Source organism: Streptomyces sp. NPDC002446 (assembly GCF_053595675.1).
The window spans coordinates 1-23,277 of record NZ_JBSFYC010000093.1 but is presented as its reverse complement, the minus strand read 5'-3'; the positions used below and the strand labels follow the sequence as shown (position 1 = coordinate 23,277).

Sequence of the window (23,277 nt, the reverse complement as noted above, 5' to 3'; positions counted from 1 at the left end):
TCCGGACACCCTGCCCCGGAGGACCGACACCGCCACCCGAAAAGCCCCGCGCAGCGGCAACGCCCGCCGCAGGCGCAACGGCGAGCAAGCCAAACGTCGACCCAGGCAAAGCGCAGCGGAAGGGCCAAGCCAAGCGCAGCGTCACGGTCGAGGATCCCCCGCGTCATACCGCGCGAACGCCCGGCGGCCGAGGCCGAGCGCGGTGACCACGAGGACGCAGGCCAGGCCGCCGCCGATGACCGCGGTGGCGGGGGAGGTCAGGTCGGCGGCCGTGCCGGCGAGGAAGTCGCCCAGGCGCGGGCCGCCCGCGACGACGACGATGAAGACGCCCTGGAGGCGGCCGCGCATCGCGTCCGGCGTCGCGGCCTGCAGCATGGTGCTGCGGAAGACCATCGAGACGGTGTCCGCGCAGCCGGCCACCGCCAGGAAGAACAGCCCGAGCCACAGCTGCCGGGAGAGCCCGAAGCAGGCGATGGCCGCGCCCCACGAGGCCACCGCGATCAGTATGGCCAGGCCGTGCCGGCGGATCCCGCCGAGCCAGCCGGAGAACAGTCCGCCCAGTACGGCGCCCACCGCGGGCGCGGCGACCAGCAGGCCGACGGTCTTGGCGTCGCCGGCGAACCAGAGCACCGCGACCGCGGGGAACAGGGCGCGCGGCTGGGCGAGCACCATCGCCGCCAGGTCGGAGAAGAACGTCATCCGCAGGTTGGGGCGGGTGGCGAGGAAGCGCAGACCGTCCAGGACGGAGGCCCGGCGCCGCGGTCCTTCGCCCTGGTCGGGGCGCATGGACGGCAGGCGCCACATCGCGTAGAGGGAGCCGCTGAAGGCCACCACGTCGATCAGGTACGCGGCCTGGTAGCCCCACAGGCCGACGATGACACCGCCCAGCATCGGGCCGCCCATCAGACCGAGGTTGCTGGTCAGGGAGTTGAGGGCGTTGGCGGCCGGGAGCTGCTCGGTGGGCAGCAGCCGCGGGATCATCGACGAGCGGGCCGGGGCGTTCATCGCGAAGCAGACGGCCTGGAGGGCGACGACGGTGTAGAGCAGCCAGACGCGGTGGTATCCGGCCAGTGCGGCGGCGGCCAGCGTGATGGACATCGCGGTGGCGCCCGCGGCGCTGCAGAGGCCGAGTTTGCGGCGGTCGACGGTGTCGGCGATGGCGCCTCCGTACAGGCCGAAGACGACCAGCGGGACCAGCGAGCACAGGCCGACCAGGCCGACCGAGAAGGTGGAGCCGGTGATGGCGTAGACCTGGAGCGAGACCGCGAGAGCGGTCATCTGCTGGCCCATCCAGGAGACGGTGTTGCCGCACCACAGGCGGCGGTAGTCCGGGGAGGTGCGCAGCGGCGTCAGATCGGCGAATATCCGGGAGCGCAGGGGGATTCGGGCTTTTGCGGAGCCCGCGTCCGAGGTTGCGCCGGGGGTCGCGTCGGAGGGCGTGCCGGAGGTCGTTGTAGGGGCCACGCGGCGCAGTAAAGCACGGGGCGGGAGTGCCGCGGACGGCAGGGCGGGACGAGGGGCCCGGGGCCGCTGGGCGGCGGCCCCGGCGCATGGCTGCGCTACTCGTCGGCGGCCGGGCCGTCCGCCTCCGCGAGTCCGTACACCCGGCGTGCGTTGTCCGCGGCGATCATCGCCGCCACCCGCCGGGCGTCCGCGTCCGACCATGCGCCGGCGGCGGTCCACTCCCCGAGGACGCCGGCCAGCGCGGTCCGGAAGAGCGCGCTGCCGACGGCGTAGAGCTCGGGAAGGCCGTAGGCGTCGGTGGAGAAGAGCAGTTTGCCGAAGGGGGCGAGCTCCAGGAATTCGGCGAGTACGGCGGTGGCCCGCGCTCCGGTGTGGGTGAGGGTCAGTCCGATGTCGGCGTAGACGTGCGGGAAGACGCTCGCCAGGTAGGCGGCCTGGCGGTGGTACGGGTAGCAGTGCAGCAGCACCAGGTCCGTGCCGGTGTCGGCGGTGGCCCGGGCCAGGTCGGTCAGCAGCGCCGGGTCGGCGTGGTCGAGCCGCAGGTCGGGGTCGCCGAAGCCGGTGTGGAGCTGGAGGGGGCGCCCGGTGGCGACGGCCAGCCAGATGAGATGGCGCAGCAGGACGGGGTCGGTCAGGCGGGGTGCGCCGGCGGCCGTCCAGGCGCGGGCGGCGGTGTGTACCGCGTCGGTGTCCGGCGGCCCGGGTTCCAGTGCGAGGCCGTGGCGGTAGGCGGCGACGGACTTGAAGGCGACGGCGGTGCGGGCGGCTTCCCGGACGGCGTGCGCGAGGGCGCCGGGGAGGTCGTCGGTGTCGTCTGCGGCGGCCGCGGTGCGCTCGGCGAGCGTCTCCAGCCGTACGACCTCGTGCCCGGTGGCGCCGCCCGCGGCGGCCGTCTCCCGCGGGCCCGTCAGGTCGCCGGGCAGCCCGGTGTCCAGGAGGTAGGCGCCGATGCCGGTGGCGCGCAGCAGACGGCGCCGGGTCTCGTCGGGGCCCAGCTCGCGGCGGCGGGCGAGGTAGCGGTCGGGCGGGCAGTGTGCGGGCAGGTCGAGCAGCGGCGGGCACCAGCGGCGGACGGCGAAACCGGCCTGGGTGTCGAAGAAGCTGGTGCCCGGTGCGGGCGGCCGGTCCGACTCGGTGAGGTACGCGGCGAACGTCCCGGGGTCCGGTTCGTGCCGGATCACGCCGTGGCAGTGATGGTCCACCAGCGGCGGCAGGCCGTCGTCGAAGCCGGGGCCCCTCCCCGGGACGTGCGCGGGCATCACCAGCGCCAGCGGGTGGCGGCGGCGATCTCCTCGGCCTCGCTCCCGGCGAAGCGGGCCTCCTCGGCGCGCCGGACGGCGAGCACCGCGCCGTGCAGCACCTCGCCCATCGCCTCGTACAGCGGCGCCGACTTCTCCAGCCGGTCGGCGGCCTCGGTGAGGGTGGCGGGCAGCCGTACGATGCCGCGCCGGGCGCGCTCGCGGACGCCGAGGGTGCCCGGGTCGCCGGTCTGCGGCTCCGGCAGGGCGGTCGCGGAGTCGATGCCGTGCAGTCCGGCGGCGATCACCGCGCCGACGGCGAGGTACGGGTTGGCGGCGGCGTCGAACGTCTTGACCTCGGCGTGGCCGCCGTCCGGGTCGTCGGGGGCGCCGGTGACCAGCCGCAGCGCCGCCTCGCGGTTCTCCACGCCCCAGCACTGGTAGACACCGGCCCAGTGGGAGGGCTGCAGCCGCAGATAGCTGGCCGGTGACGGGCAGCCGATGGCGAGCAGGGCGGGCAGCGCGCTCAGGATGCCGCCGAGGAAGGCCGACGCGTCCGGCGCCAGGCCCCAGGGGGCGTCGGGGGCGCGGTGCAGGCTCCTTCCGTCGCGGTACAGGCCGAGGTGGAGGTGGCAGCCGTTGCCGACCTGCCCGGCGACGACCGAGGGGGCGAAGGAGGCGCGCAGTCCGTGGCGTGCGGAGACCGCGCGGATGGTCTCGCGGACCAGCACCACGTCGTCGGCGGCGCGCACCGGGTCGCCCGGGTCGGTGCTGACCTCGAACTGGCCCGGCGCGTACTCGGGGTGGAGCTGGCGCACGTCGAGGCCCTGGAGGGTCAGCGCCTCGGTGACATCGCGGAGGTAGTCGGAGAGTTCGACGATCCGGGTCATGCCGTAGGCGGGGCCGGCGCAGGGGTAGTCGAGCGGTTCGTACGCATCGGCGGCGTCCGGGCGGTGCTTGTCGGGGGCGCGGGTGACCACCCACTCGGTTTCGAAGCCCATCCGCAGTTCGAGGCCGGCCGCGGTGGCCCGTTCGGCCATCCGCCGGGCGAACTGCCGCTGGCAGGCGGGGTGCGGCGCCCCGAGCGGGTCGTAGCGGTCGGCCGGGGCCCAGGCCCAGCCGGGCTGCGCGGCGAGGGGGGTGACGCGGTCCAGGTCGGGGAAGAGCCGCAGGTCTCCGTCGGGCCCGCCGAGGTGGTCGGATTCGGTGATGGTGTCGTCGGAGGTGAAGACGTCGAAGACGGGCGACATCCCGACGCCGCGCTCGGCGGCGTCCGCGAGCCGCTGCGCCGGAACGGTCTTGACGCGGACGATGCCCGCATTGTCCACCCAGGTCAGTGCCACGTTCCGGACGGCTTCCGCCTCCAGACGCGCCGCCACCCGGCGGGCTTCCTCGCGCTGCTCCGCGGCCCGCGTTGCCATAGTGCCGTCCTCACTCGACCGTGCCGATCTCTCGGCGCCCGTCCCCCCGCTGATGGCCGGGGCTCGACGCTCCCCGGCTGGCGCCGGGAGGTACCCCCGTCCCGGTCAGGGGCAGTTGAACTCGCACCATACGCACTTTCCGCCGCCGCGCGGCTCCACACCCCAGACATCCGCCAGCCGGTCCACGAGGAGCAGGCCGCGGCCGGAGACTCCGGCCTCGCCCGGTTCGCGGCGTCGCGGCAGGCTGCTGGAGTGGTCCTCGACCTCCAGCCGCAGGCGCCGCTCGACGCTGTGCGGCATCCGGATGTCGACGACGGCCTCGCCGTCGGTGTGCAGCAGGGCGTTGGTGATCAGTTCGTCGGCGACCAGCTCGATCTCCTCGGAGCGCTCGGCCGCGCCCCAGGCGCGTACCGCGGCCCGGATCATGTGCCGGGCGGCGGAGAGGCCTTCGGGGTCGGCGGGGGCGATGTGCTGGCGGAACCGCCCGACGGTGTCGTGTTCGGGCGCGCCCAGGCGCCTGAGCACCAGGAGCGCCATGTCGTCCTCGCCGGTCCGCTCCCCCGCCGACTCGCAGAGCCGGTCGGCGAGTTGCTGGACGTCCTGCGGGCCGTCGCGGATCTCGCGGGCCAGCTCCCGCATCCCCTCGTCGAGGTCGGTGCCGGGCTGTTCGACGATGCCGTCGGTGCACAGCACCAGGGTGTCGCCGGGGGCGAGCTGGACGGTGGTGACGGGGTAGTCGAGCCGCCGGAATTCGGAGGAGATGCCGAGCGGCAGTCCGCCGGCCACCGGCAGCCGGCGGCAGATTCCCTCGGCGTGCCGCAGCAGCGGGTCGATGTGGCCGGCCCGGACGATCCGGGCCGCGCCGGTGCTCAGGTCGGCGTCGACGTAGGTGCAGGTGGCGAAGCGGTCGGTGTCGAGTTCGTTGAGGAAGGCGGAGGCGCGGCCCATGACGGTGGCGGGGGTGTGCCCTTCGGCGGCGTAGGCGCGCAGCACGATCCGCAGCTGGCCCATCAGCGCGGCGGCCTGGGTGTCATGGCCCTGGACGTCGCCGATGACGGCCGCGACCCGGCCGTCGGGCAGCGGGATCACGTCGTACCAGTCGCCGCCGATGTCCCGGCCCATGCGGGCGGAGCGGTAGCGGACCGCGATCTGGGCGCCGGCGACGCCGGGGATCCGGCGCGGCAGCATGGCCTGTTGGAGCCCGGCGGCGAGGTCGTGCTCCTGGTCGTAGAGCATGGCGCGGGCCAGGCTCTGCGCGATGCTGCTGCCGAGCGCCACCAGGACGTTGCGTTCCTGGTCGCGGAACTCGCTCTCGCGCTCGAAGAAGAGGCCGATCACACCGATCGGGCGGCCCTGGGCGATCAGCGGCAGATACGCGGCGGAGTTGACGTTCAGCGGCTCGATGGCGGGCCACAAACGGGGGTAGCCGTTCTGGAACTCCGCGCGGCTGTGCACATAGCGGGGGGTGAGCGTGCGCACCACCTCGCTCATCGGGAACTCGTCGCCGACCCGGGTGTACTCGAGGTCGGGGACGAAGCTGCCCGCCTTGCCCTCGGAGACCAGCCGGATGCGGCCCGCCTCGACCAGGCCGAGGATGACGTTCTCGGCGCCCAGCCGGCTCAGCCCCTGCTCGTCGGCGAGGACCGCGATCACCTCGCCGACGGTCCTGGCGTGCGCGAGGGCGGCGGTGGTGCGCTCGACGACGCTGGTGTGCCGGCGGCGCTCCTCATCGACCGCGAGCCGCTCCGCCGCGTGGGTGTACTCGTGGCTGGCGTCGCGGACCACGCCGATGATCCGGCGGGGCCGGCCGGCCCGGTCGCGGCGGATGCTGCCCTGGGCGTGGGTCCAGCGCAGTTCCCCGTCGCGCAGCCGTACCCGGAAGTAGGCGCCGTACGAGTCGCTGCCGTCCTTGAGCGCACGGGCCACCAGGGCGTCCAGCCGGGCCGCCTCATGGGCCGGGACACGGCAGCTGAGGGTCTCCGGGCGGTCGTCGTACTCGGCGGGGCGCAGGTCGAAGACCTCGAGGGCGGGCGGGTCCATGTGCATCAGCCCGCTGTCGAGGTCCCAGTCGAAGCCGCCCATGCCGTTGAGGGCAAGGGTCAGGTCAGGGTGGGCGGGCCAGTCGTCCGGCACCGACACGGTGGGCCGCTTCGCTCCCCGGTCAGCCATGTCGTCACTTTGCCACATTCACCCGGATTGCGGCGTGTCCAGCCGATCGCCCCCTGTCGTCACCGGCCGCGCCCGGCGGGCGACCGTGGATTGTCAGTGGGCCCTCCTACCCTTGGTCCTCAAGGGCAGCAGGGCCCGGGGACGGCCCCGCAGGCACCCTCTCCTGCGACCGAAGGGACACGACCATGAGCGCCACCCAGGGCCACCGGATCGAGATCGAGCAGGGCACCGACCACGTCCGCGTCAGGATCGGCGGCCTGCTGCTGGCCGACAGCCGCCGCCCGCTGCTGCTGTCCGAGACCGGCTACCCCGTGCGCTACTACCTCCCGCCCGAGGACGTACGCACCGATCTGCTGACCCCCTCCGAGACGCACACCGTCTGCCCGTTCAAGGGCACCGCCTCCTACTGGTCACTTCCCGGTGGCCCGCAGGACATCGCATGGGCCTACCCTGAGCCGCACTCCGAGGTCGCGCAGGTCAAGGACCATCTCTGCTTCTACGAGGTCGAGTTGGGGTGAGCCGTACCGCTCCGGGTCCGGTCCCGACCGCGGCCGGGTGAACAGGTAGGAAACTTTACTAACAAAAAGCGGCGCATCCTTGACGCGTACATGGCTGGACGTCAGGATTCCTGGGACGGCTCCCCACGCCGACCCAGGAGACGGATATGACGTCCACCCCCCGCGCCGACAAGCCCGTACCGCCGCCGAACCGGCACCGGACCCCGGCCAGGCACACCCGATGGGGCATCCCCGCCGCCGCGGGCGCGGCGCTCGCGCTCGTCGGCGGTGTGGCGCTGTGGTCGAACGCCGGGCGGGCCGACGCCGCGCCCGACCGGGCACCGGGCGCGCACGCCGCCGGGTTCACCGTCGTCGCGGCGGGCGATATCGCCGAGCGGTGCACGGCGGGCGACAGCGACTGCGCACACCCCAGGACCGCGGCGCTGGTCAAGCAGATCGACCCGGCGTTCGTGCTGACCATGGGCGACAACCAGTACGACAACGCCCGGCTCAAGGACTTCAAGAAGTACTACGACACGAGCTGGGGCGCCTTCAAGAACAAGACGCACCCCGCCCCGGGCAACCACGAGACCTACGACCCGAACGGCCAACTGGCCGGGTACAAGGCCTACTTCGGCTCCGTCGCCTACCCCGAGGGCAAGAGCTACTACAGCTTCGACCAGGACAACTGGCACTTCATCGCGCTGGACTCCAACAGCCTGGACCGGGCGCAGACCGACTGGCTCAAGGCCGACCTCGCCGCCAACTCCAAGAAGTGCGTGGCCGCTTACTGGCACCACCCGCTCTTCTCCTCCGGCGAGCACGGCAACGACCCGGTCAGCCGCCCGGTCTGGAAGCTGCTCCACGACGCCAAGGCCGAGCTGGTCCTCAACGGCCACGACCACCACTACGAGCGCTTCGCCCCGCAGGACCCGGACGGCAAGCCCGCCCCGGACGGAATCGTGGAACTCCTCGGCGGGATGGGCGGGGCCGACCCGTACAAGATCGAGGAGGTCCAGCCGAACAGCGAGAAGCGGCTCACCGACACCTTCGGGGTGGTGAAGCTGAACTTCACGGACACCGGCTTCTCCTGGGAGCTGGTGGGCACGGACGGGAAGACGAAGGACAGCAGCCCCGCCTACCAGTGCCACTGACCCGCGCGGCGGGCGGGACCCACGGGCGGTCTGACTGATGTATCTCGCGACCACGGACGCGGCCGCGACGGCGACACGGGTGACGCGCGGCCGCGTCGGGGGCACGGTGCTGGCCCTCGGCGCGGTCAGCCTGGTCACCGACGTCTCCTCCGAGATGGTCACCGCCGTGCTGCCCCTCTACTTCGTCCTCCAACTGGGGCTATCACCACTCCAGTTCGGCTTCCTCGACGGCCTCTACAACGGCGTCACCGCGCTGGTGCGGCTGCTGGGCGGGCATGCGGCGGACCGCGGCGGGCGGCACAAGCTCGTCGCGGGGACCGGCTACGCCCTCTCGGCGCTGTCCCGGCTCGGGCTGCTGCTGGCCGGCGGCGGCACCCTCGGCATCGGCGCCTCGCTCGCCGCGGACCGGATCGGCAAGGGCGTACGCACCGCCCCGCGCGATGCGCTGATCTCGCTCAGCGCCCCGCCGGACGCGCTCGGCCGGGCCTTCGGTGTGCACCGCGCGATGGACACCACCGGCGCGCTGCTGGGCCCGCTCGCGGCGTTCGCCCTGCTGTGGGCCACGGCCGACGCCTATGACGCGGTGTTCGTGGTGAGCTTCTGCGTCGGCGTGGTGGGGGTGCTGCTGCTGGTCGCGTTCGTGCCGGGCCGGGCCGCGAGGTCCGGGGCCCGGCGGGGGCCGGGCGCGGCACCCGGCGACGAGGGGACGCCGGCCGCCGCGCCCCGTCCCCGCACACCGCTCCTCGCGCCGCTGCGCGACCCCGCCTTCCGGCGCATCTTCGCGGCGGCGGCGCTGCTCGGCGCGGCGACCATCGGCGACTCGTTCCTGTATCTGCTGCTCCAGCGGCGGCTGGACTTCGCGGTGAGCTGGTTCCCGCTGCTTCCGCTGGGGGCGGCCGCGGTCTATCTGCTGCTCGCCGTGCCGGCCGGACGGCTCGGCGACCGGATCGGCCGCCGGGTGCCGTTCCTGTGCGGGCACCTGGCGCTGCTCGCCGGCTATGTCCTGCTGCTGACGACCGGTGCCGGGCCGGTGCTGCTGGTGGGCGTCCTGCTGCTGCTCGGGGTGTTCTACGCGGCCACGGACGGCGTCCTGATGGCGCTCGCCGGCCCGGTGCTGCCCGCCGCGCGGCGGGCGAGCGGGATGGCGCTGCTGCAGACGGGCCAGGCGCTGTGCCGGCTGCTGGCGGCCGCCGGATTCGGCGCCGCCTGGACGCTGTGGGGCATCCGTCCCGCGCTGGTCGTCGCCGTCCTCGCGCTGACCGCGGCGGTGGCGGCGGCCGCCGCCCTGCTCCCCCGCCGGGACCGCCCGGCCGGACCGCACGCCCAGGACCGCCCGGAAAGGCAGCCGTCGCGCACATGACTCCGCCCCGCCCCGCTCCCGCCCCGTCGCCCCGGCCCGCCGCCCTCCCGCTGCGCGCCCGGATCGTCGCCGTGGCGGCCGCCACCGCCGTCCTCGCCACCGTCGCCGTCGTCTACACGGTCGGCGCCGCGCGGCGCGCCGAACCCGCCGGCGCCGCCTCCGCCTTCGGCCTCGACCACGGCCGGCTGTACTTCCGCAGTACCGGCGCCGGCGCAGGGCGGGTGGCCCGCCTCCCCGCGCCGGACGGCACCGCCGCCACGCCCGCCCCGGCCCCGGCGCACCGGCCCGAGCGCCGCACCACCGGCGGACCGGCCTGCGAGCGCTTCTACGCGGCGGGCGGCACGGGGCTCTGCCTGCAGCGCCGTCCCGGCATCCCGCCCAGGTCGTACGCCGTCGTCCTGGACCGGCGGCTGCGGGAGAAGCGGCGGATCGCGCTCACCGGCATCCCCAACCGGGCGCGGGTGTCGGCCTCCGGGCGGATGCTGTCGTGGACGATGTTCGCCACCGGCGACTCCTACGCCACCACCGCGTTCTCCACCCGTACGTCCATCCTGGACACCCGCACCGGCTACCTCATCAAGAACATGGAGGAGATCCCGCTCACCCTCGACGGCCGCCGCTACCACTCCCCGGACGTCAACTACTGGGGCGTCACCTTCGCCCGCGACGACAACCGCTTCTACGCCACCGTCTCGACGAAGGGGAAGACCTACCTCGTCCAGGGCGATATGCGCAGATGGGCGGCGCATACGCTGCGCCGGAACGTGGAGTGCCCCGCGCTCTCCCCGGACGGCACCCGGCTCGCGTTCAAGAAGCGGGTCCGCGAGGGCGCCACCGATCCCTGGCGGCTGTACGTCCTGGACCTGCGCACCGGCCGCGAACGCCCGCTCGCCGAGACCCGCAGCGTCGACGACCAGGCCGCCTGGCTGGACGACCGCACCCTGGCCTACGCCCTGCCGGGCCGCGCCGGCCGGCGCTCCGACGTCTGGACCGTACCGGCGGACGGCAGCGGGAGCCCGTCCCTGCGCGTACCGGACGCCTCCTCTCCGGTACGCGTCCCGTAGGGGCCGCCCGTCAGGGGCGCGGGTACCGCGCCGGCGCGGCGCGGGCGGGCACCGGGCGCACAATTGAGGGGTGAACGACACGGCGGAACCCCACCACGGCCCCCAGGGCGACGAACCCCGCGGCGAATCCGGCCGGGCCGCCCGCCCGGCCCGCGACGAGGGCGGCGCCACCGACCGCCGCCGGGACCGCGACGAGCAGGGACGGGCCCGCAGCGCCCGGCCGCGCGACGGTCTCGGCCGCCCGCTGCCGTACGGCGCCCCCGGTGTGGCACGGCAGCCCGAGGGGGTGCTCCGTACGCCGGCGCAGTCCCTCGCCGAGGCCCAGCGGCTGCTGGACGCCGGGATGCCCTTCCACGCCCATGAGGTGCTCGAGGACGCCTGGAAGTCGGCGCCCGAGGCGGAGCGCGAGCTGTGGCGGGGGCTGGCCCAGCTCGCGGTGGGACTCACCCATGCGGCCCGGGGAAATGCCGTAGGGGGCACGGCGCTGCTCGACCGGGGGACGGCGGCCATCAGACCGTACGCGGACACCGCCCCCTACGGGATCGACGTCGGGGGACTGCTGGTCTGGGCCCGGGAGCTGACCGGGCGTCTGACCGTTCCGGTCGCCGTACCGGCGGCGGAGACCGCGCCCCGGCTGCGAACGGCCGGGGACCAGGCCGGCGAACGCCGCGCCGGCGAGGGATGACACCGGGCTCCGCCGGGACGTGCGGAGCCTTCGGTCTACCTCCTCCCGGCCCCACCCCCGGCCCCGCGCCCGGCGCCGCCCCGGCCGCGCGGGTACCGCCACCGGGCGAGCAGCGCGCCCAGCCCCATGACCGCGATTCCGGCTGCGCCCGCCCCGACGGCGGCCGCCGGGCGGAGCGGACCACCACCACCGTCGTAGGCGGCGTTCACGGCGTGCAGCGTGCCCACCGGTTCCGCGTCCTCGGCCGTGTCGAAGCCCCAGTCCAGCAGCGAACCGGCTTCCTTGTAGACGCCGTTGTACACCTGTGACTGCGGGTTCATCACGGTGACCAGCAGCGTGCGGCCGTTCCGGCGGGCGGCGGCGATCAGGGTGTTGCCGGCCTTCGAGGTGTAGCCGTTCTTGACACCGATGATGCCGGGGTAGCGGGACATCCCGTGCGAGCCCACCAGCAGGCGGTTGGTGTTCTCGATCTGGGTGGTGCCGCCGGCGCCGGGGAACGGGGCGCGGGCGGTGGAGCAGTAGCGCGCGAAGTCCTCCTGGGCGAGGCCGGCGCGGGCGAAGAGCGTCAGGTCGTACGCGGAGGACACCTGGCCGGGGGCGTCATAGCCGTCCGGGGACTTCACGGTGGTGTCCTGCGCGCCGAGCCTGCGGGCGGTCTGCTGCATCTCGCGGGCGGTGGCCTGCCAGCCGCCGTTCATCGCGGCGAGCACATGCACCGCGTCGTTGCCGGAGCGCAGGAAGACCCCGTACCACAGGTCGTTGACGGTGTAGCTGCGGCCCCGCTGGATGCCGACCACGCTGCTGCCGGACCCGAGGCCCGCGAGGTCCGCCGAGCTGACCCGGCGGACCGCGCCGGCCGCGAACTTCGGCAGGACGGTCACCGCGAAGAGCGTCTTGAGGGTGCTGGCCGGGGCGAGCCTGCGGTGGGGGCTCTTGGCGGCCAGCACATTGCCGGTCTCCGCGTCGGCCACCATCCAGGACAGCGCGGACAGCCCGCGGGGCAGCTTCGGTGCGCCGCGGGTGGTGACGGCCTGCACCCCGTCGGCGGCCGACGCCGGCTGACGGGTCGTCTGACCATCGGCGGCGGCCGGTAAGGACGACAGCGAGACGCCGACGACGGCCGCCAGGGCCAGCGCAGCTGCCTTCTTGGACACACGCGCGTCACTTGCCATGCCGTCACGGTATGGAGGGCGGGGCCGGCCCGCAGCGCGGGTGGGCCAGACGGGCCATCAGAACCCCGGAGTGCTCGGCGTGTCGCATCTGCAACAGCTGCAAAGAAGGACCCGCCCGGTGCGACGGGGGATGCACACCGGGCGGGTCACAGGAACCTTTCTACCTCATCGGCGAACGGTTTTTCCTCAAAAACTTGTTCGTTTGCCGATTACCAGGCGACGGGGAGCGAAATCAGGCCACGTGCGCGAAGTGCCCGACGGTGCCGCAATTCACCCCGCGGAGCATCGAGTCGCAGCCCGGGGAAGCGGGCGAGCAGCGCGTCCAGCGCGATGACGGCCTCCATGCGGGCCAGCGGGGCGCCGAGGCAGTAGTGGATGCCGTGCCCCAGTGCGAGGTGCCCGGAGAGGTCCCGGCCGGGGTCGAACGTGTCCGACCGGGGGAAACGGGCGGGATCGCGGTTCGCGGACGCGATCGACAGCAGCACGGTCTCCCCGGCGGGGATGCGTACGCCCCCGATCTCCACGTCCTCCTTGGCGAAGCGCCGGATCGCCAGCGGTGACGGGCCGTCGTACCGCAGGAACTCCTCGACCGCGGTCGGCAGTTCGGCTGGATTGTGTTGCAACTGACGGAGCTGGTCCGGATGGTCGAGCAGGGTGAGCACGGCGTTGCCGATGAGGTGGACCGTGTTCTCGTATCCGGCGAAGAGAATGAGGAAGGCGAGCGAGGTCAGCTCGTCCTCGCTGAGCCGGTCGCCGGCCCCGCCGCCGTCCGTGTCGTCGCGCACCGCGATCAGGTCCGAGAGCAAATCGTCGCCCGGCTCCGCGCGCTTGGCCGCGATCAGACCGGTGTAGAACTCCAGCATCGCCCCGACCGCCTGCTTCATCAGCTCCGGCCGGGCCGGGTCCGGCGTGATGAGCGCGTCCGACCACGCCAGGAAGTCGCGGCGGTCGTGCTCCGGGACGCCCAGCAGATCGCAGATCACGGTGATCGGCAGCGGCCCCGCATAGTCGGCGATCAGATCCGCCGGACCGCCGCGCTCCGCCATCGCGTCCAGCAGCCCGTCGGCGACCCGCCGTACGGGCTCGCGCAGCGCCTCGACCCGGCCCGGGGTGAACGCCTTGACCACCAGGCGGCGGATCCGGGTGTGGTCCGGCGGGTCCATGTTGAGCAGATTGGCGTCCAGCGCGGGCGGCAGCGCGAAGCCCCGGTAGCCGCCCGGGGTGGCGTGCCGCTTGTCCAGCGAGAGCCGCGGATCGGCGAGCGCACCGCGGACGTCGTCGTAACGGGTGACCAGCCAGGCGGGGTTGCCGTCCGCACCGGTGATCCGGTGCACCGGCCCGGCTTCCCGCAGCGCGGCGTAGGCGGCATACGGATCGTCCAGCAGGGGCGTGATGTCCATGGGGGCGTCGGGGCCGGTCTTAGCGGTGTTCTGCATGATCCCGACTCTAGGAGACCCGTGCCACGCCCCTCCCTCCGCTCCACGCGTCAAGGGGCGGGTGGGAGGGCGGCACCGGTCCGTGTGACCGGTGCCGCCGCTCCGTCGCGCCGGGCGGCCCGGACCCCCGTGCCAGGCCACCCGCGTCTGTGGTGGTGCGTCAGCCGTACGCCACCGAGCTCCGCTGCCGCAGCTCGGTCAGCACGGTCTCGATCAGCGGTGAGTGGTAGACGTCCGCGACCAGCGCCAAGTGCTCGTACTCCGCGGCGAGTTCGGCCTGTCCCGACCCGGTGGCGACCACCACGCTGTCGGCGCCGTGGGCGGGGACATGGCCGACCGCGCGGTTCTCCAGACCGCGGCGGAGCGCGGCGGCCTCGGCGACGGCTGCCAGCTGCCGGTCGTCCAGCGCGACCGCACGGGCCCGTTCACGGGCGATGTCGACCGCGTCGGACTCCACATGGCGGCGGATTCCCCGCTGTACGTCCCGTATCTCGGCCATCTGCCGGTTGGCCCGCCACTCCAGGTCGGCGAAGGGCCAGCGCACCGACCATGCCGAGGTCTTCATCGTGACCTCCGGCGCCTGGGCCGTGACGGTCCGCCAGAGCGGCGAGAGACGGCGCAGTCGGCGCCAGGCGGCGACCCGGGGACCGGCGGCCGGCAGCGCGAAGCCGGCCAGGACCAGGAGCGCCGCGACCGAGGCGCTCAGCGGTGCCACCCCGTTGGAGAGCCAGAGCGCCGGGTGGCCCGTCCAGGACAGGACGAAGCCGATCACCTTGCAGGCGCAGTAGACCAGGCCGAGCCAGCAGCCCGCGGCCAGCACCCGCAGACCGCGCGCCAGATACGTGCCGCCGAGCCGGGCGGCGTAGCGGGGGCAGAGCGTCCCCAGGCCCGCCAGACTCGATCCGAAGATGGCCAGATACAGCACCAGGAACAGCATGACTCCGGGCGAGTCGGTGTACGCGGTGCTGAAGTCACGGGGGTGCTCGACGGCGTCCGGTCGGCCGACCGCGAAGCCGGTGACGGCCACCGCCCACAGTACGGCCACCCCGCCGACGGCGGCGCGCGCCCTGGACCGCGCCCGGGCCCGCGCACTCGCGCCCTCGCCCGCCGTCCAGCGCAGCAGCAGTACCAGCGCGCCCGCGGCGAACACCACGACGGAGGAGTAGAGGAAGACCATGGCGAGGTTGGCGACACCGACCAGCCGGTCGAAGGCGCGGTAGAGACTGGGCGCGGAGAAGAGGAAGACGGTCGCCACACCGCCGGTCATCACACAGGCCAGCCCCAGGTCGGCATTGCTGCGGTCGCGGAACCAGGCGACGGACTTGTACCCGACGATCACCCAGGCGGCCAGCCCGAACGAGAGGTAGATGACGTCAAACACGCGGGCCCCCGTCCTCCGCCGCGTCCGCTTCGGCGCCGCCGGAGACCGCGCGGCCGGCCGGTGCGTCTGCGTCCTGTTCCCGCCGGATGTGCTGGAGGGCCGGGCCGAGCGCCGCCGCCAGCTCGGCCGCCTGTCCCTCCAGGGGGAGTTCGCGTTCGGCCGCCGACGGGGCGACCCGCTCCATGAGCAGCGTGCCGAGCACCTCGGTCTCCCGCTCGGCGAGGTTGTCATAGCCGTGGTGCCGGGCGAAGCCCATCGTCAGGCCCATCCGCTTGAGGGCGGTGGTGACGTCGACGGACGGCGTCCACATCCTGAGCGCGTCCTCGGTGACGGCCGGGTCCTGGCCGTGCCCCAGCAGGAGGTGGCTCAGCTCGTGCAGCACGATGTGGGCCTGGTGCCAGGGCGAGGTCTTCAGCTCGTAGAAGATCCAGTAGCCCTCGTCCGTGACGGCCGTCATGCCGGAGACCACACCGCCCAGGCTCATCGGCACCAGGTGGACGGGCCGCTCCACCCGCGCGGCGACAAGGTCGCACATTCCGCGCAGATCGGTCGCGGCGGGCAGCGCCAGGTCCTTGATGAGCCGCTTGCACCGCCTGCGTATCTGACCCACTCGCATGCTCGTCCCGTCCTCGTCTCCGGTCCGCTGCCAGGAAGCGAAGATCTGGTCGCGTTCCGCGGTCCCTATGCCGTCACTCACCGCGCCGGTCACCGCCCTGCTCCGGCGGGTCGCCCGGCAGATTCATCTGCTGCCGGAACTGGGAGATGATCGTCGTGAGGCTGTCCTGCACCTCCGGCGGCAGCCCTACGGAGCGCAGCGCGATGGCCCGCACCCGCTGGTCGCGCATCGCGGCGAGGAAGCGGACCTCTTCCTCGACCCGCGCGGCCTGCGGCTGTGAGAGGTCCCCCAGCAGATAACCGACCGGCACGGCAAAGAACTTGGCGAGCGCCCGCAGCAGCTCCGGGCTCGGATTGGTCCGCCGGCCGTTGCGCAGCATCGACAGGTACTGCTCGGTGACCCTGACCCCGCCGTACTCGTCCGCACCGCCGCTGATCTCATCGGCCACATGGGCGTTGGTGTACGGGGCCCCCGGCGGGTGCATGTTCGCGAAGAGGTGGTTGAGCCGCTCCGCGAGCACACCGCCCGCCCCGTTGGAACGACTGCCGCCCCCCACGCCCATGCCTACGTCCCCCAATCGATCGAGCCCAACGAACAGTTAAGGCCGCCCCCATGGCGTTCACCATCCTGTCATGCGACGCACGGGGCGCACCAGTCCACTTACGGACAGTGAGGGCCGCCGGACTTAACCATGAGTTGAGTGACGGCGGAACGGGTCGCCGGGCCCAGCGCCCGCACACCGCCTGCGGAACAACACGAAAAAGCCGCCTTCTCTTCAGAGAAGACGGCTTCCGACCTGCGAAAAGTCGCTGGTCGGGACGACAGGATTTGAACCTGCGACCCCTTGACCCCCAGTCAAGTGCGCTACCAAGCTGCGCCACGTCCCGATGCCCGTTCCGGCCGGGTTGTCCCGGCTGACCGCGCACAAGAACAATACCGCATGTCAGAGGGTGGGTGCTGCCATATTGCGGCGCCGTGGCGCGGGCGAGCGGGCGGAGCGGATGAGTACCCGTACTCATGCGCCGGCATCACGGCGCCGACACGCTACGCGCATGACTACTCCATCGATTCAGCGGCCGACGACGACGGCTTTCTTCGTCCAGTCCGCGATCTCCTTCGGGCTGTCGCTCACGGCGCTGATGATCGGGATCATCAAACTGCCGGTGGGGCCCTGGGAGCGCGGGTTCCTCGCGCTCGGCCTGATCTTCGTGGTGTCCTCGGCGTTCACGCTGGCCAAGTGCGTACGCGACCGGCAGGAGGTGGCGGAGGTGACGAACCGGGTGGACAAGGCCCGGATCGACAAGCTCCTCATCGAGCAGGACGTCTTCAAGCCGGGGCAGGTCTGATCCCGGCGCCGGACCGCGCGGCTCCCGGCCGGCGGTCCGGCGCTTGACCTCAAGCGAACTTGAGGTTGCATGCTCGACGGCATGACGCACACGACGACACACACGCCGGCCGGACCGCCGCCACGGACCGGCTTCGACGAACTGCCCCGGCTGATGGCCCTGATGACGGGCGATGAGAAGCACGGCCCGGCGGCCACCTCCACGCTCGACGCCCTCTGGGTCCTCTACGACCGGGTCCTGCGGGTCTCCCCCGCCACCGCCGAGGACCCCGACCGGGACCGCTTCCTGCTCTCGAAGGGCCACGGCCCGATGGCCTACTACGCGGTCCTGGCCGCCAAGGGCTTCTTCCCGGCCGACCTGCTCCCGGGCTTCGGGGCGTACGACTCCCCGCTGGGCCACCACCCCGACCGGCTGCTGGTGCCCGGGGCCGAGATCGGCAGCGGATCGCTCGGGCACGGGCTGCCGCTGGCCGTCGGCACCGCCCTCGGGCTGCGGGCCCAGGGGCGGCAGGATCCGGCCGTCTGGGTGCTGATCGGCGACGCCGAACTGGACGAGGGCAGCAACCACGAGGCGCTGGCCTACGCGGGCGCCGCGGGCCTGGACCGGCTGCACACCCTGGTCATCGACAACACCTCCGCCACCCATGGGTGGCACGGCGGAATCGCCTCCCGGTTCGCGGCCGCGGGCTGGTCCGCGACCACCGTCGACGGCCGTGACCACGAGGCGCTGTACGCGGCCTTCAGCGCGCCGCACCCGGGCCGTCCGCATGCCGTGGTCGCCCGCGTGGAGCCCAAGGGCGCCTGACCGCCCGCCGCGCCCGGCCACCGTCCCGGGCGCCGTGACACCGACCAGAACTTCGAGAGGGTTTCAGTGATGGACACCATGCGTGAGCGTTTCGCCTCGGTCACCTCGCGGCTGCTGGAGGAGGACCCGCGGCTGGCGGTCGTACTCGCCGACATCGGCGCGGACGGCTTCGCCGCGGCGGCCCGGCGGCATCCGGACCGGGTGGTCAACGTCGGCATCCGGGAGCAGCTGCTGATCGGGGTGGGCGGCGGGCTGGCGCTCACCGGGCTGCGCCCGATACTGCACACCTTCGCCAGCTTCCTGGTGGAGCGCCCCTTCGAGCAGGTGAAGCTGGACTTCGGCCACCAGGGCGTCGGCGGCGTACTCGTGAGCGCCGGCGGCTCCTACGACTGGCCGAGCGGCGGCTTCACCCATATGGCGCCCGGCGATGTCGCACTGCTCGACACGCTCGACGGCTGGACCGTCCATGTGCCGGGGCATCCGGACGAGGCCGAGACGCTGCTGCGCAAGGCCGCGGCGGCCGGCGACGACAAGGTGTACGTCCGGCTGTCCGTGCAGGTCAACGATGCGCCACGGCCCGTGGACGGGACCGGCTTCCGCACCCTGCGCGAAGGGCGCCGCGGCGTGGTGATCGCCGTCGGCCCGATGCTGGACAACGTGCTCGCCGCCACCGAGGGGATGGATGTGAGCGTGCTGTACGCCACGACCGTGCGGCCCTTCGACGACCGGGCGTTGCGCGCCGCGACCGGGGCGGCACACGCCTCGGACGTCGTGATCGTCGAGCCGTATCTGGCCGGGACCTCGACGCGGTTCGCCAACGACGCGCTGGCCGACCGGGCGCACCGCGTGCTGGGGCTCGGCGTCGGCCGCCAGGAGCTGCGCCGCTACGGGCAGCTCGACGAGCACCTGGCGGCGCACGGCCTGGACCCGCGGGGGCTGCGCGAGCGGATCTCCGCCTTCGTGCGGTCGCGCTCCTGACGGCGGCGCGGGGCACTGACGGCGGGCCCCGGTGCGCGGGGGGCTCAGATGCGCTTGTCGAGCCAGGCCAGCAGGTCGTCCTGGACCTCGTCGCGGTGGGTCTCGTTGAGGATCTCGTGGCGGGCGCCGGGGTACGCCTTCCAGGTCAGGTCGCGGGTGCCCAGATAGCGGAAGTCCTCCAGGAGTTCATGGACCAGGGTCATCCGCTGGTTGCAGGGGTCGAGGTCGCCGACGGCGACGTGCACGGGCAGTCCCCGCGGGATGCGGGCGAGGTTGCCCGGGTCGTTGATCTTGCGGATGGCGCGTACCCAGTCGAGGGCGAGGCCGGCGCAGAACGGGAAGCCGCAGTCCTCGTCCGCGACATAGGCGTCCACCTCGGCCGCGTCGCGGGAGAGCCACTCATAGCCGGTGCGGTGGGTGAAGGCGTCGTTGAAGGAGCGGAAGGTGCGCGGGATGAAGCCCGAGAGCATGGTGCGCCCCTGTGCGGCGACCTCCGCCTCCAGCTCGGCGACGGCGCCCTCGATGTCCAGGCCGGGCAGGGTACGGAAGGTGCCGGTGAGGATCATCCCGGCGAGGTCGGCGCCGTACTCCTGGGCGTAGTCGCGGGCCAGCATCGAGCCCATGCTGTGGCCGAGCAGGACCAGGGGGATCCCGGGGTGGGCGGCGGCCGCGTGATCGCCGATGCCCTTGAGATCGGCGACGATGGCCCGCCAGGAGTCCGTACCGACCACACCGCGGCCCCCGGTGGAGGCGGCGGTGGCGCCGTGGCCCCGGTGGTCGGAGACGATGACGCCGTAGCCGTGACCGGCCAGGAAACGGGCGAAGCGCGCATAGCGCCTGCCGTGTTCCGCCGCGCCATGGGCGATCTGGACGAGGGCGCGCGGGTGCCCGGACTCCGGGAGCCAGGTGTAGACGGCGATCCGCGCGCCGTCCGGTGCCTGGTGGAAGTCCTGCTGCATGGCCTGCATGGCGTCGTCTCCTGACTGCCGGGGCGGTGGCTGACGGGTCGTCGGCGCCCACTCTCGCGCCCCGGGCGGCGGTGTGCCAAGGGGCGCGCGGCGCAGTTGACCACCGACCCGCGCACCATGACACGATCAGCCGGTTCTTTCCTGGCGCCAGTGCCGCAACCCCCTTACGCAGGAGGATCGTTGGACACCACGGACCGTTGTGAGAACTCGCCCGAACCGCCCGGCTCCCCTCTTCCTCCCCCGCCCCCTCGCCCTTCGCCGCTGTCCCGCCGCAGATTTCTGCAGGGCACCGCCTCGGCCGCCGCCGCGGCGGGACTGGCCGGTGTCGCCGCCCCCGCCGCCACGGCAGCGGACGGCGCGACGGCGGGCACCGCTCTGTCCTTCACGTCCGCCACAAACGGCGCGGCCTCCCTCGCACCGGCCGGCGACCGGCTGATCGCCGAGGTGCAGAACGTGCTGTGGTCGCTGCCGCGGGCCGGCGGTGACGCGGTGGCACTGACCCCGGCCGATCTGGAGCCGACCCGTCCGGTGCACTCCCCCGACGGCCGCCGGATCGCCCTCTGCGCCTACCGGGGCGGCAACTTCCATCTGTGGACCCTCGCCACCGACGGCTCCGGACTGCGGCAGCTGACCGACGGGCCCTGGGACGACCGCGGCCCCGCCTGGTCCCCGGACGGCACCCGGATCGCCTTCGCCTCCGAGCGGGGCGGGGACGCGGTGACCGGCAGCCCGTACCGGATCTGGGTGCTGGAGGTGAAGACCCGGCGGCTGACCCGGGTGACCGGGCTGCCCGGTCAGGACGGCCCCCACCAGGACGGCGCCTGGGAGGACTTCGACCCCTGCTGGTCGCCGGACGGCTCGCGGATCTTCTTCGTCCGGGGTCAGGTGTCGGACACCGCACTGGCCTCCCGTACGGTCGCCTCGGTGCCCGCCGACGGGAGCGGCGCGGTGCGCACCGAGCACACCGAGACCGCGGCCGCCAAGGTGATGGTGCCGGCGCTGTCCCCCACGGGCCGGCTCGCCTATCTGCGGACCACGGACTCTCCGGGGCCGACCTGCGCGCTGGTGGTGGACGGTGCGCGGGTGGCGGTCGACGGCGATGTGGAGCCGGTGCCGCCGCGCTGGGTCTCGCCCGACGAGCTGCTGCTGACGGTCGGCGGGCAGTTCCGGATCGTCCGGCCCGATGCCCCGCAGCGGGCCGAGACCATCCCGTTCACCGCCCGGCTGCCGCTGGAGCGCCCCCGCTACCGCGTCAAGGACTACGGATTCGAGCGGACGGCCGTGCGTCCGGTGCGCGGGGTGCATCTGCCCGCGCTCTCCCCCGACGGCCGCAAGGTCGCCTTCGCCGCCCTCAACTCGCTGTGGGTGGCGCCCACTTCGGGAAGCGGCGCGCCCCGCAGAGTCGTCCGGGCCGACGCCACCCGCTACGTCCTGGCGCCGAGCTGGTCCCGTGACGGGCGCGCGCTGCTGTACGCGGACGACCGGGACGGGCTGTTCGCGGTGCGCCGCCGGGACGTCGCCTCCGGCGAGGAGACGGTGCTGGCCACCGGAGGCCGGGTACAGCCGGCGCTGTCGCCGGACGGCGGGCGGCTGGCCGCGCTCGACATGACCGGCAACCTCGTCGTGCGGACGCTGTCCGACGGCAGGGAGCGGGTGCTGGCCGCGCCGATGGGCGCCGGCGGGCTGCCCGGCCGCCCCAGCTGGTCACCGGACGGCCGCTATCTGGCGTACTGCGACCGCAACCGCCTCAACCGCCGCTTCCGCGAGGGGTACAACGTCATCCGGGTCGTGGACACCGAGACCGGCGCGGGGCGGCTGTTCGCCGTCGCCGAGCACGTCTCGATCGCCGACCGCTATGACTCCGGGCCCGTGTGGTCACCCGACGGCCGCTGGATGGCGCTGATCGCCGAGTCCGCGCTGTGGGTGCTCCCGGTGCGTCCCGACGGCACCCCCGACGGTGAGCCGCGGCGGCTGACCGACGAGTGCGCCGACCATCCCTCCTGGTCGGGCGACTCCGGCACGCTCCTGTACCTCTCGGCGGGCAGACTGCGGCTGATCGCGGTGTCCGGCGGCCCGGCCCGGACCGTCCCGCTCGCCCTCGACCACCGGCCCTCGCGCGCCCGGGACACCGTCGTCCACGCGGGCAGGTTCTGGGACGGCACCGGCGAGGCGGTGCGCGAGGACGTCGATGTGGTGGTGCGGGACGGCCGGATCACCGCCGTGGAACCGCACCGCCCGTCCCGGCCCGGCGCGGCCCGGCGGGTGGACGCGTCCGGACGGACCGTGCTGCCGGGCCTGTGGGACGCGCACACCCACCCCTGGCAGATCACCTACGGCGGCCGGCAGACCGCGCTGCAGCTGGCGTACGGCATCACCACCGCGGTCTCCTGCGGCGGCTTCTCCTATGAACAGGCCCGCATCCGGGAGGCGGTGACGGCCGGCGTGCTCGCCGGGCCGCGGCTGCTGACCTGCGGTGAGCTGCTGGACGGCGGGCGGGTCGCGTACAGCATGGGCCGGGCGCACCGCACCCGGGCCGGTCTGCGGCGGTCGCTGGCCCGCGGCGCCGCCCTGGACTGGGACTTCGTCAAGACCTACGTACGGGCGCCGGGCTGGGTGATGGCCGAGGCCGCCCGCTTCGCCCACGACCGGCTGGGAGTCCGCGCCGGCAGCCATCTGCTGACCCCGGGCATACAGCTGGGCCAGGACCTGACCACCCATCTGCAGGCCACTCAGCGCGCGGAGTTCGGGCACGCGGTGTCCAGCTCGGGGCACGCCTACCAGGACGTGGAGGAGGTCTACACCGGGAGCGACTTCCACATCATCGCGACCCCGTTCTCGGCGCGCGCCCTGCTCGGCGACGATCCGGCGCTGGCCGACGACGTACGGGTGCGGCGGCTGATGCCGCCCTGGGACTCCGCGGTCGTACGGGAGGGCGCCGGGCACCGTCCCACCCCGGCGCAGCTGGCCGACATCGAGACCGAAGTCGGTGTCTACCGGCGGGTGCTGAGCGGCGGCGGGCTGGTCGCGCTGGGGACCGACCAGCCGCTGACCCCGGTGGGACTGGGCCTGCATCTGTGTCTGCGGGCGCTGCACCGCGCCGGCCTCAGCGTGGGGCAGACCCTGCGGACCGCGACCGCGCTGCCCGCCCGGGTGTTCGGCGCGGAGCGGGATCTGGGGACGCTGGAGGTCGGCAAGCTCGGCGATATAACGCTGGTGGACGGCGATCCGTTCAGCGACTTCGACTCGCTGGTGCGGACCTCCGGGGTGCTGCGCGGCGGGCGCCTCTTCGAACAGCGGGAGCTGGTGGGCGCCTTCCCGGCGCCCGCCGACCGAGCGCTGCGGTCGTCCGGTACGGACTGGCTGGAGGTGGGCCGGCAGCAGCGCCGCGAGTCCTGCTGCGCGCCTTCGCACTGACGCGCGCAACCCGGCGGCGGACGGCCGGGGTGGCGTGGGGTGGCGCGGTCATCGCGGGTCCTTCCGGCGGGCGCCGGGCCGACGGTCGTCAGGCCGAGCGGGAGGGGGAG

General features: G+C 73.7%; 19 protein-coding genes and 1 tRNA gene. 9 read left to right on the top strand and 11 right to left on the bottom strand.

All coding sequences use genetic code 11. The features are described from left to right. Positions 1 to 141 precede the first annotated feature (141 nt). The 4 genes from ACWD6P_RS33295 to ACWD6P_RS33280 form a co-directional block, all read right to left on the bottom strand. The gene (locus tag ACWD6P_RS33295; protein ID WP_451447927.1) at positions 142 to 1,383 is read right to left on the bottom strand and encodes an MFS transporter; all 1,242 of its coding nucleotides are present in this window, start codon (positions 1,381 to 1,383) and stop codon (positions 142 to 144) included. Between the two features lie 176 nt (positions 1,384 to 1,559). Beyond that, entirely contained in the window at positions 1,560 to 2,723 is a 1,164-nt protein-coding gene (locus ACWD6P_RS33290; RefSeq protein ID WP_451447925.1) for an amidohydrolase family protein, read from the bottom strand. Continuing rightward, positions 2,723 to 4,123 carry a glutamine synthetase family protein gene (locus ACWD6P_RS33285; RefSeq protein WP_451447924.1) on the bottom strand — a complete coding sequence of 467 codons (1,401 nt, stop codon included), beginning with the start codon at positions 4,121 to 4,123 and terminating at the stop codon, positions 2,723 to 2,725. Before ACWD6P_RS33285 ends, ACWD6P_RS33290 begins: the two co-directional genes overlap by 1 nt. A 105-nt stretch (positions 4,124 to 4,228) precedes the next feature. Then, on the bottom strand, positions 4,229 to 6,292 hold the full coding sequence (locus tag ACWD6P_RS33280) for a SpoIIE family protein phosphatase (protein ID WP_451447923.1): 2,064 nt from the start codon (positions 6,290 to 6,292) through the stop codon (positions 4,229 to 4,231). Between the two features lie 185 nt (positions 6,293 to 6,477). On the opposite strand from ACWD6P_RS33280, the gene ACWD6P_RS33275 reads away from it, so the two are divergent. The 5 genes from ACWD6P_RS33275 (at position 6,478) to ACWD6P_RS33255 (ending at position 11,052) form a co-directional block, all read left to right on the top strand. Further along, on the top strand, positions 6,478 to 6,810 hold the full coding sequence (locus tag ACWD6P_RS33275; RefSeq protein WP_451447922.1) for a DUF427 domain-containing protein: 333 nt from the start codon (positions 6,478 to 6,480) through the stop codon (positions 6,808 to 6,810). Positions 6,811 to 6,956: 146 nt separating this feature from the next. Next, positions 6,957 to 7,943 (top strand): metallophosphoesterase family protein, encoded by a 987-nt coding sequence (locus ACWD6P_RS33270; RefSeq protein WP_451447921.1) that lies wholly within the window; start codon positions 6,957 to 6,959, stop codon positions 7,941 to 7,943. 37 nt (positions 7,944 to 7,980) lie between these two features. Then, positions 7,981 to 9,303 carry an MFS transporter gene (locus tag ACWD6P_RS33265; protein ID WP_451447920.1) on the top strand — a complete coding sequence of 441 codons (1,323 nt, stop codon included), beginning with the start codon at positions 7,981 to 7,983 and terminating at the stop codon, positions 9,301 to 9,303. Continuing rightward, positions 9,300 to 10,367 (top strand): TolB family protein, encoded by a 1,068-nt coding sequence (locus ACWD6P_RS33260; RefSeq protein WP_451447919.1) that lies wholly within the window; start codon positions 9,300 to 9,302, stop codon positions 10,365 to 10,367. The genes ACWD6P_RS33265 and ACWD6P_RS33260 overlap by 4 nt, the downstream gene beginning before the upstream one ends. Positions 10,368 to 10,437: 70 nt before the next feature. Continuing rightward, positions 10,438 to 11,052 carry a DUF309 domain-containing protein gene (locus ACWD6P_RS33255; RefSeq protein WP_451447918.1) on the top strand — a complete coding sequence of 205 codons (615 nt, stop codon included), beginning with the start codon at positions 10,438 to 10,440 and terminating at the stop codon, positions 11,050 to 11,052. Positions 11,053 to 11,087: 35 nt separating this feature from the next. Here the strand turns inward: ACWD6P_RS33255 and ACWD6P_RS33250 are convergent, their stop codons facing one another. From ACWD6P_RS33250 to ACWD6P_RS33225, 6 genes are all read right to left on the bottom strand, one after another. Continuing rightward, positions 11,088 to 12,224 carry a D-alanyl-D-alanine carboxypeptidase family protein gene (locus ACWD6P_RS33250; RefSeq protein WP_451447917.1) on the bottom strand — a complete coding sequence of 379 codons (1,137 nt, stop codon included), beginning with the start codon at positions 12,222 to 12,224 and terminating at the stop codon, positions 11,088 to 11,090. 209 nt (positions 12,225 to 12,433) lie between these two features. Next, positions 12,434 to 13,660, bottom strand: coding sequence for a cytochrome P450 family protein (locus tag ACWD6P_RS33245; protein WP_451447916.1), 1,227 nt, complete (start codon positions 13,658 to 13,660; stop codon positions 12,434 to 12,436). Positions 13,661 to 13,820: 160 nt separating this feature from the next. Further along, on the bottom strand, positions 13,821 to 15,041 hold the full coding sequence (locus ACWD6P_RS33240; RefSeq protein ID WP_451447915.1) for an MAB_1171c family putative transporter: 1,221 nt from the start codon (positions 15,039 to 15,041) through the stop codon (positions 13,821 to 13,823). After that, positions 15,034 to 15,651 (bottom strand): hypothetical protein, encoded by a 618-nt coding sequence (locus ACWD6P_RS33235; RefSeq protein ID WP_451447926.1) that lies wholly within the window; start codon positions 15,649 to 15,651, stop codon positions 15,034 to 15,036. The genes ACWD6P_RS33240 and ACWD6P_RS33235 overlap by 8 nt, the downstream gene beginning before the upstream one ends. A 79-nt stretch (positions 15,652 to 15,730) precedes the next feature. After that, positions 15,731 to 16,219 (bottom strand): helix-turn-helix domain-containing protein, encoded by a 489-nt coding sequence (locus tag ACWD6P_RS33230; RefSeq protein WP_451447914.1) that lies wholly within the window; start codon positions 16,217 to 16,219, stop codon positions 15,731 to 15,733. Positions 16,220 to 16,467: 248 nt separating this feature from the next. Beyond that, a tRNA-Pro gene (locus ACWD6P_RS33225) sits at positions 16,468 to 16,544 on the bottom strand. Between the two features lie 165 nt (positions 16,545 to 16,709). On the opposite strand from ACWD6P_RS33225, the gene ACWD6P_RS33220 reads away from it, so the two are divergent. From ACWD6P_RS33220 to ACWD6P_RS33210, 3 genes are all read left to right on the top strand, one after another. After that, the gene (locus tag ACWD6P_RS33220; RefSeq protein WP_451447913.1) at positions 16,710 to 17,003 is read left to right on the top strand and encodes a YiaA/YiaB family inner membrane protein; all 294 of its coding nucleotides are present in this window, start codon (positions 16,710 to 16,712) and stop codon (positions 17,001 to 17,003) included. Between the two features lie 81 nt (positions 17,004 to 17,084). After that, positions 17,085 to 17,807, top strand: coding sequence for a transketolase (locus ACWD6P_RS33215; protein ID WP_451447912.1), 723 nt, complete (start codon positions 17,085 to 17,087; stop codon positions 17,805 to 17,807). A gap of 69 nt (positions 17,808 to 17,876) precedes the next feature. Then, positions 17,877 to 18,785 carry a transketolase family protein gene (locus ACWD6P_RS33210; protein ID WP_451447911.1) on the top strand — a complete coding sequence of 303 codons (909 nt, stop codon included), beginning with the start codon at positions 17,877 to 17,879 and terminating at the stop codon, positions 18,783 to 18,785. 44 nt (positions 18,786 to 18,829) lie between these two features. On the opposite strand, the gene ACWD6P_RS33205 is transcribed toward ACWD6P_RS33210, so the two are convergent. Next, positions 18,830 to 19,753: an alpha/beta fold hydrolase gene (locus ACWD6P_RS33205; RefSeq protein ID WP_451447910.1), complete on the bottom strand. Its 924-nt coding sequence runs from the start codon at positions 19,751 to 19,753 to the stop codon at positions 18,830 to 18,832. Between the two features lie 180 nt (positions 19,754 to 19,933). Between ACWD6P_RS33205 and ACWD6P_RS33200 the strand changes: the two genes are divergently transcribed. After that, on the top strand, positions 19,934 to 23,167 hold the full coding sequence (locus tag ACWD6P_RS33200; protein ID WP_451447909.1) for an amidohydrolase family protein: 3,234 nt from the start codon (positions 19,934 to 19,936) through the stop codon (positions 23,165 to 23,167). Positions 23,168 to 23,277 lie beyond the last annotated feature (110 nt).

Excerpts from the sequence above, each read along its gene's own strand:
- ACWD6P_RS33250 (WP_451447917.1), bottom strand. The coding sequence starts at position 12,224 with ATGGCAAGTGACGCGCGTGTGTCCAAGAAGGCAGCTGCGCTGGCCCTG.
- ACWD6P_RS33245 (WP_451447916.1), bottom strand. The coding sequence starts at position 13,660 with ATGCAGAACACCGCTAAGACCGGCCCCGACGCCCCCATGGACATCACG.
- ACWD6P_RS33270 (WP_451447921.1), top strand. The coding sequence starts at position 6,957 with ATGACGTCCACCCCCCGCGCCGACAAGCCCGTACCGCCGCCGAACCGG.
- ACWD6P_RS33260 (WP_451447919.1), top strand. The coding sequence starts at position 9,300 with ATGACTCCGCCCCGCCCCGCTCCCGCCCCGTCGCCCCGGCCCGCCGCC.
- ACWD6P_RS33215 (WP_451447912.1), top strand. The coding sequence starts at position 17,085 with ATGACGCACACGACGACACACACGCCGGCCGGACCGCCGCCACGGACC.
- ACWD6P_RS33220 (WP_451447913.1), top strand. The coding sequence starts at position 16,710 with ATGACTACTCCATCGATTCAGCGGCCGACGACGACGGCTTTCTTCGTC.
- ACWD6P_RS33210 (WP_451447911.1), top strand. The coding sequence starts at position 17,877 with ATGGACACCATGCGTGAGCGTTTCGCCTCGGTCACCTCGCGGCTGCTG.
- ACWD6P_RS33290 (WP_451447925.1), bottom strand. The coding sequence starts at position 2,723 with ATGCCCGCGCACGTCCCGGGGAGGGGCCCCGGCTTCGACGACGGCCTG.
- ACWD6P_RS33205 (WP_451447910.1), bottom strand. The coding sequence starts at position 19,753 with ATGCAGGCCATGCAGCAGGACTTCCACCAGGCACCGGACGGCGCGCGG.
- ACWD6P_RS33230 (WP_451447914.1), bottom strand. The coding sequence starts at position 16,219 with ATGGGCGTGGGGGGCGGCAGTCGTTCCAACGGGGCGGGCGGTGTGCTC.
- ACWD6P_RS33280 (WP_451447923.1), bottom strand. The coding sequence starts at position 6,292 with ATGGCTGACCGGGGAGCGAAGCGGCCCACCGTGTCGGTGCCGGACGAC.
- ACWD6P_RS33265 (WP_451447920.1), top strand. The coding sequence starts at position 7,981 with ATGTATCTCGCGACCACGGACGCGGCCGCGACGGCGACACGGGTGACG.
- ACWD6P_RS33275 (WP_451447922.1), top strand. The coding sequence starts at position 6,478 with ATGAGCGCCACCCAGGGCCACCGGATCGAGATCGAGCAGGGCACCGAC.
- ACWD6P_RS33285 (WP_451447924.1), bottom strand. The coding sequence starts at position 4,123 with ATGGCAACGCGGGCCGCGGAGCAGCGCGAGGAAGCCCGCCGGGTGGCG.